Source organism: Pseudomonas sp. FYR_2, from assembly GCF_043106425.1.
Taxonomy (GTDB): domain Bacteria; phylum Pseudomonadota; class Gammaproteobacteria; order Pseudomonadales; family Pseudomonadaceae; genus Aquipseudomonas; species Aquipseudomonas monteilii.
Window position 1 is genome coordinate 1 of sequence record NZ_JBICMM010000017.1, and the last position, 1,434, is coordinate 1,434.

The 1,434-nt window shown below is 61.4% G+C and carries 1 protein-coding gene; it reads left to right on the forward strand.

Annotation, left to right across the window (positions count from 1 at the left end; genetic code table 11):
* Window positions 1-177: 177 nt before the first annotated feature.
* On the forward strand, window positions 178-1,434 hold a 1,257-nt coding region (locus tag ACF8R4_RS07310; protein WP_392492016.1), incomplete at its 3' end, for an acetolactate synthase large subunit.

Consider the following 1,434-nt stretch of genomic DNA (forward strand, 5'->3'; position numbering starts at 1 on the left):
CAGGCAAAAAATCAAGACTGCGACAACATTGCTGTCACATCAACGTGACTTTCCCTCATCCACCCTACGTCAAGACTTTGGTTCAGGGCACTCCTGCCCCTGAGCCTGGCGATGCCAGCGTACCGTGCTGCGCATTTCTGGACTTCCACCGTCCCATCACTTGAGGTAGCAAGCAAGATGGCCAAGGCCGCCGATGTTGTAGTGCAATGCCTGGAAAACGAAGGTGTCGAGTATGTATTCGGCATTCCCGGTGAAGAAAACCTCGACCTGCTCGAATCCCTGCGCAAGTCGAAGATCAAGCTGGTACTGACCCGTCACGAGCAGTCTGCAGGCTTTATGGCCGCCACCTATGGCCGTCTGACCGGCAAGACCGGCGTCAGCCTGTCGACCCTCGGCCCCGGCGCCACCAACCTGGTTACTGCCAGCGCCTACGCCTACCTGGGCGGCATGCCGATGATGATGATCACCGGCCAGAAGCCGATCAAGAAGTCCAAGCAGGGCCGCTTCCAGATCATCGACGTGTGCGGCATGATGGACCCCATCACCAAGTACACCCACCAGTTCGCCTCGGCCGACAACATCCCGTCGCGCATGCGCGAAGCCTTCCGCCTGGCCGAAGAAGAAAAGCCGGGTGCGGTACACTTGGAGCTGCCGGAAGACATCGCCGCCGAGCAGACCGATGCACTGCCGATCCCGCGCAGCCTGCACCGCCGCCCGCTGGCCGAGCATGTGGCCATCGAAGCCGCCGTGCAGAAACTGCATAACGCCCGTAACCCGATCCTGGTGATCGGCGCCGGCGCCAACCGCAAGATGACCGCCAAGGTCCTCAAGCAACTGATCGACAAGACCGGCATCCCGTTCATCACCACCCAGCTGGGTAAAGGTGTGGTCGACGAGCGCCACCCGCGCTTCCTGGGCAACGCCGCCCTGTCGTCCGGCGATTTTGTGCATCGTGCGGTTGAAGCCGCTGACCTGATCGTCAACATCGGCCACGACGTGATCGAGAAGCCGCCATTCTTCATGGTCCGTGGTGGCACCGAAGTCATCCACATCAACTTCCGTTCCGCTGAAGTCGATGCCGTGTACTTCCCGCAGGTCGAAGTGATCGGCGATATCGCCAACGCCGTGTGGCAGATCAGCGAAGCCCTCACCGAAACCTCGCACTGGGACTTCACTCGCCTGATGGCCATCCGTGAAGCCAACGAAGCGCAAATCGCCGAAGGCGCCGACGACGACCGCTTCCCGGTCTACCCGCAGCGCCTGGTTGCCGACATCCGTCGCGTGCTGCCGTCCGAAGGCATCGTTGCCCTGGACAACGGCATCTACAAGATCTGGTTCGCCCGCAACTACAAGGCGCACAAGCCAAATACCGTGCTGTTGGACAACGCCCTGGCGACCATGGGCGCCGGCTTGCCATCGGCCATGGCGGCGCAC